Source organism: Aquipseudomonas alcaligenes (assembly GCF_003205495.1).
Lineage (GTDB): Bacteria > Pseudomonadota > Gammaproteobacteria > Pseudomonadales > Pseudomonadaceae > Aquipseudomonas > Aquipseudomonas alcaligenes_B.
The window spans coordinates 1-5,728 of record NZ_QJRX01000015.1 but is presented as its reverse complement, the minus strand read 5'-3'; the positions used below and the strand labels follow the sequence as shown (position 1 = coordinate 5,728).

General features: G+C 52.1%; 2 tRNA genes, 3 rRNA genes and 1 pseudogene. 5 read left to right on the top strand and 1 reads right to left on the bottom strand.

Features of this window, described 5'->3' with window-relative positions:
• Positions 1–345, bottom strand: a pseudogene (locus DMO17_RS19480) (hypothetical protein); the annotation flags it as partial.
• Positions 346–482: 137 nt separating this feature from the next.
• Between DMO17_RS19480 and DMO17_RS19475 the strand changes: the two are divergent.
• The 5 genes from DMO17_RS19475 (at position 483) to rrf (ending at position 5,671) form a co-directional block, all read left to right on the top strand.
• A 16S ribosomal RNA gene (locus DMO17_RS19475) occupies positions 483–2,018 on the top strand.
• 91 nt (positions 2,019–2,109) lie between these two features.
• Positions 2,110–2,186: transfer RNA gene (locus DMO17_RS19470), tRNA-Ile, on the top strand.
• A gap of 26 nt (positions 2,187–2,212) precedes the next feature.
• A tRNA-Ala gene (locus DMO17_RS19465) sits at positions 2,213–2,288 on the top strand.
• 238 nt (positions 2,289–2,526) lie between these two features.
• Positions 2,527–5,418, top strand: a 23S ribosomal RNA gene (locus tag DMO17_RS19460).
• 137 nt (positions 5,419–5,555) lie between these two features.
• A 5S ribosomal RNA gene (rrf, locus tag DMO17_RS19455) occupies positions 5,556–5,671 on the top strand.
• The 16S, 23S and 5S rRNA genes sit together here with 2 tRNA genes alongside, the layout of an rRNA operon.
• The last annotated feature ends 57 nt before the right edge of the window (positions 5,672–5,728 follow it).

Sequence of the window (5,728 nt, the reverse complement as noted above, 5' to 3'; positions counted from 1 at the left end):
CTCTCGGAAAACTCCTTGAAAATCAAAGAGTTGGATGAAAAAAGAGGTTGACCGGATGGCGGATTCGAGTAGAATGCGCCGGGCTGACAGGGTGGTGGTTGAGTCCTGTTGGTGCTTCGGTCGAATGGATCGGAAGCGGTTGAAAGAGGTGGTTGACAGCGGTTTTGAACGCTGTAGAATGCGCCTCCCGCTGACGAGAAGAAGTTTGACTCTGAAGCGCAAGCGGTTGAGAAGAAACGAAAAATTCTTCAAAAACAGCTTGACAGATTGAAAGGCTGCTGTAAAATGCGCGGCCTCGGTTGAGACGAAAGGCTTGATCGAAACGCTCTTTAACAACTGAATCAAGCAATTCGTGTGGGTGCTTGTGGAGTAAGACTGATAGTCGCCTGATTATCAGCAACACAAGTAACACTCGTGAATTCGAGAGTTTATTTGCGATTGCTGAGCCAAGTTTAGGGTTTTCTCAAAACCCAAGCAGTATTGAACTGAAGAGTTTGATCATGGCTCAGATTGAACGCTGGCGGCAGGCCTAACACATGCAAGTCGAGCGGATGAGTGGAGCTTGCTCCATGATTCAGCGGCGGACGGGTGAGTAATGCCTAGGAATCTGCCTGGTAGTGGGGGACAACGTTTCGAAAGGAACGCTAATACCGCATACGTCCTACGGGAGAAAGCAGGGGACCTTCGGGCCTTGCGCTATCAGATGAGCCTAGGTCGGATTAGCTAGTAGGTGAGGTAAAGGCTCACCTAGGCGACGATCCGTAACTGGTCTGAGAGGATGATCAGTCACACTGGAACTGAGACACGGTCCAGACTCCTACGGGAGGCAGCAGTGGGGAATATTGGACAATGGGCGAAAGCCTGATCCAGCCATGCCGCGTGTGTGAAGAAGGTCTTCGGATTGTAAAGCACTTTAAGTTGGGAGGAAGGGCAGTAAGTTAATACCTTGCTGTTTTGACGTTACCAACAGAATAAGCACCGGCTAACTTCGTGCCAGCAGCCGCGGTAATACGAAGGGTGCAAGCGTTAATCGGAATTACTGGGCGTAAAGCGCGCGTAGGTGGTTCAGCAAGTTGGAGGTGAAATCCCCGGGCTCAACCTGGGAACTGCCTCCAAAACTACTGAGCTAGAGTACGGTAGAGGGTAGTGGAATTTCCTGTGTAGCGGTGAAATGCGTAGATATAGGAAGGAACACCAGTGGCGAAGGCGACTACCTGGACTGATACTGACACTGAGGTGCGAAAGCGTGGGGAGCAAACAGGATTAGATACCCTGGTAGTCCACGCCGTAAACGATGTCGACTAGCCGTTGGGATCCTTGAGATCTTAGTGGCGCAGCTAACGCATTAAGTCGACCGCCTGGGGAGTACGGCCGCAAGGTTAAAACTCAAATGAATTGACGGGGGCCCGCACAAGCGGTGGAGCATGTGGTTTAATTCGAAGCAACGCGAAGAACCTTACCTGGCCTTGACATGCTGAGAACTTTCCAGAGATGGATTGGTGCCTTCGGGAACTCAGACACAGGTGCTGCATGGCTGTCGTCAGCTCGTGTCGTGAGATGTTGGGTTAAGTCCCGTAACGAGCGCAACCCTTGTCCTTAGTTACCAGCACCTCGGGTGGGCACTCTAAGGAGACTGCCGGTGACAAACCGGAGGAAGGTGGGGATGACGTCAAGTCATCATGGCCCTTACGGCCAGGGCTACACACGTGCTACAATGGTCGGTACAAAGGGTTGCCAAGCCGCGAGGTGGAGCTAATCCCATAAAACCGATCGTAGTCCGGATCGCAGTCTGCAACTCGACTGCGTGAAGTCGGAATCGCTAGTAATCGTGAATCAGAATGTCACGGTGAATACGTTCCCGGGCCTTGTACACACCGCCCGTCACACCATGGGAGTGGGTTGCTCCAGAAGTAGCTAGTCTAACCGCAAGGGGGACGGTTACCACGGAGTGATTCATGACTGGGGTGAAGTCGTAACAAGGTAGCCGTAGGGGAACCTGCGGCTGGATCACCTCCTTAATCGAAGACTTCAGCTTCTTCATAAGTTCCCACACGAATTGCTTGATTCACTTGCGAAAAGCGATTGGGTTGAGACCCGAGAGTGACGATTGGGTCTGTAGCTCAGTTGGTTAGAGCGCACCCCTGATAAGGGTGAGGTCGGCAGTTCGAATCTGCCCAGACCCACCAATTGTCGGGATGGCCAGTGTCTAAACGGGGCCATAGCTCAGCTGGGAGAGCGCCTGCTTTGCACGCAGGAGGTCAGGAGTTCGATCCTCCTTGGCTCCACCATCAACTCAAGATCGCTGAAAGCTCAGAACTGAGCATCTGCCAAGATTGGTTGGGATGTTGAGTTCTGGACTTTGCGCCAGAACTGTTCTTTAAAAATTTGGGTATGTGATAGAAGTGACTAACAATGTGTTTCACTGCACATTGTTAATCAAGGCAAAATTTGCGAGTTCAAGCGCGAATTTTCGGCGAATGTCGTCTTCACGTTACGAATCTATAACCAGATTGCTTGGGGTTATATGGTCAAGTGAAGAAGCGCATACGGTGGATGCCTTGGCAGTCAGAGGCGATGAAAGACGTGGTAGCCTGCGATAAGCTTCGGGGAGTCGGCAAACAGACTTTGATCCGGAGATCTCTGAATGGGGGAACCCACCCAGCATAAGCTGGGTATCATGCACTGAATACATAGGTGTATGAGGCGAACCAGGGGAACTGAAACATCTAAGTACCCTGAGGAAAAGAAATCAACCGAGATTCCCTTAGTAGTGGCGAGCGAACGGGGATTAGCCCTTAAGCTTCTTTGATTTTAGCGGAACGCTCTGGAAAGTGCGGCCATAGTGGGTGATAGCCCTGTACGCGAAAAGGTCTTAGAAGTGAAATCGAGTAGGACGGCGCACGTGAAACGTTGTCTGAATATGGGGGGACCATCCTCCAAGGCTAAATACTACTGACTGACCGATAGTGAACCAGTACCGTGAGGGAAAGGCGAAAAGAACCCCGGAGAGGGGAGTGAAATAGAACCTGAAACCGTATGCGTACAAGCAGTGGGAGCCTACTTTGTTAGGTGACTGCGTACCTTTTGTATAATGGGTCAGCGACTTATATTCAGTGGCGAGCTTAACCGAATAGGGGAGGCGTAGCGAAAGCGAGTCTTAATAGGGCGTTTAGTCGCTGGGTATAGACCCGAAACCGGGCGATCTATCCATGGGCAGGTTGAAGGTTAGGTAACACTGACTGGAGGACCGAACCGACTACCGTTGAAAAGTTAGCGGATGACCTGTGGATCGGAGTGAAAGGCTAATCAAGCTCGGAGATAGCTGGTTCTCCTCGAAAGCTATTTAGGTAGCGCCTCACGTATCACTCCAGGGGGTAGAGCACTGTTTCGGCTAGGGGGTCATCCCGACTTACCAAACCGATGCAAACTCCGAATACCTGGAAGTGCCGAGCGTGGGAGACACACGGCGGGTGCTAACGTCCGTCGTGAAAAGGGAAACAACCCAGACCGTCAGCTAAGGTCCCAAAGTTATGGTTAAGTGGGAAACGATGTGGGAAGGCTTAGACAGCTAGGAGGTTGGCTTAGAAGCAGCCACCCTTTAAAGAAAGCGTAATAGCTCACTAGTCGAGTCGGCCTGCGCGGAAGATGTAACGGGGCTCAAACCATACACCGAAGCTACGGGTATCACGTAAGTGATGCGGTAGAGGAGCGTTCTGTAAGCCTGTGAAGGTGAGTTGAGAAGCTTGCTGGAGGTATCAGAAGTGCGAATGCTGACATGAGTAACGACAATGCGAGTGAAAAACTCGCACGCCGAAAGACCAAGGTTTCCTGCGCAACGTTAATCGACGCAGGGTTAGTCGGCCCCTAAGGCGAGGCAGAAATGCGTAGTCGATGGGAAACGGGTTAATATTCCCGTACTTCTAGTTACTGCGATGGGGGGACGGAGAAGGCTAGGCCAGCACGGCGTTGGTTGTCCGTGTTTAAGGTGGTAGGCAGAGATCTTAGGTAAATCCGGGGTCTTAATGCCGAGAACTGATGACGAGTGTTCTTTTAGAATGCGAAGTGGTTGATGCCATGCTTCCAGGAAAAGCCTCTAAGCTTCAGGTAACTAGGAACCGTACCCCAAACCGACACAGGTGGTCGGGTAGAGAATACCAAGGCGCTTGAGAGAACTCGGGTGAAGGAACTAGGCAAAATGGCACCGTAACTTCGGGAGAAGGTGCGCCGGTGAGGGTGAAGTATTTACTACGTAAGCCCATGCCGGTCGAAGATACCAGGCCGCTGCGACTGTTTATTAAAAACACAGCACTCTGCAAACACGAAAGTGGACGTATAGGGTGTGACGCCTGCCCGGTGCCGGAAGGTTAATTGATGGGGTTAGCGCAAGCGAAGCTCTTGATCGAAGCCCCGGTAAACGGCGGCCGTAACTATAACGGTCCTAAGGTAGCGAAATTCCTTGTCGGGTAAGTTCCGACCTGCACGAATGGCGTAACGATGGCGGCGCTGTCTCCACCCGAGACTCAGTGAAATTGAAATCGCTGTGAAGATGCAGTGTATCCGCGGCTAGACGGAAAGACCCCGTGAACCTTTACTGTAGCTTTGCACTGGACTTTGAGCCTGCTTGTGTAGGATAGGTGGGAGGCTTTGAAGCGTGGACGCCAGTTCGCGTGGAGCCATCCTTGAAATACCACCCTGGCATGCTTGAGGTTCTAACTCTGGTCCGTTATCCGGATCGAGGACAGTGTATGGTGGGCAGTTTGACTGGGGCGGTCTCCTCCCAAAGAGTAACGGAGGAGTACGAAGGTGCGCTCAGACCGGTCGGAAATCGGTCGCAGAGTATAAAGGCAAAAGCGCGCTTGACTGCGAGACAGACACGTCGAGCAGGTACGAAAGTAGGTCTTAGTGATCCGGTGGTTCTGTATGGAAGGGCCATCGCTCAACGGATAAAAGGTACTCCGGGGATAACAGGCTGATACCGCCCAAGAGTTCATATCGACGGCGGTGTTTGGCACCTCGATGTCGGCTCATCACATCCTGGGGCTGAAGCCGGTCCCAAGGGTATGGCTGTTCGCCATTTAAAGTGGTACGCGAGCTGGGTTTAGAACGTCGTGAGACAGTTCGGTCCCTATCTGCCGTGGACGTTTGAGATTTGAGAGGGGCTGACCTTAGTACGAGAGGACCGGGTTGGACGAACCTCTGGTGTTCCGGTTGTCACGCCAGTGGCACTGCCGGGTAGCTACGTTCGGAAAAGATAACCGCTGAAAGCATCTAAGCGGGAAACTTGCCTCAAGATGAGATCTCACTGGAGCCTTGAGCTCCCTAAAGGGCCGTCGAAGACTACGACGTTGATAGGTTGGGTGTGTAAGCGCTGTGAGGCGTTGAGCTAACCAATACTAATTGCCCGTGAGGCTTGACCATATAACACCCAAACAATCTGTAGATTGTCGGTGATGGTGAAGTCGACAAACGAACCGAAAGTTCGCTAAGAACCGCAAAGCCAAGATCACATACCCAATTCGCTGTGGCGACTTAACACCGACACAGCAACCGAATTGCTTGACGACCATAGAGCGTTGGAACCACCTGATCCCATCCCGAACTCAGTAGTGAAACGACGCATCGCCGATGGTAGTGTGGGGTTTCCCCATGTGAGAGTAGGTCATCGTCAAGCTTCTATCCCCAAACCCCCATCCGCTCACGCGGGTGGGGGTTTGGCCTTTCTGGGCGA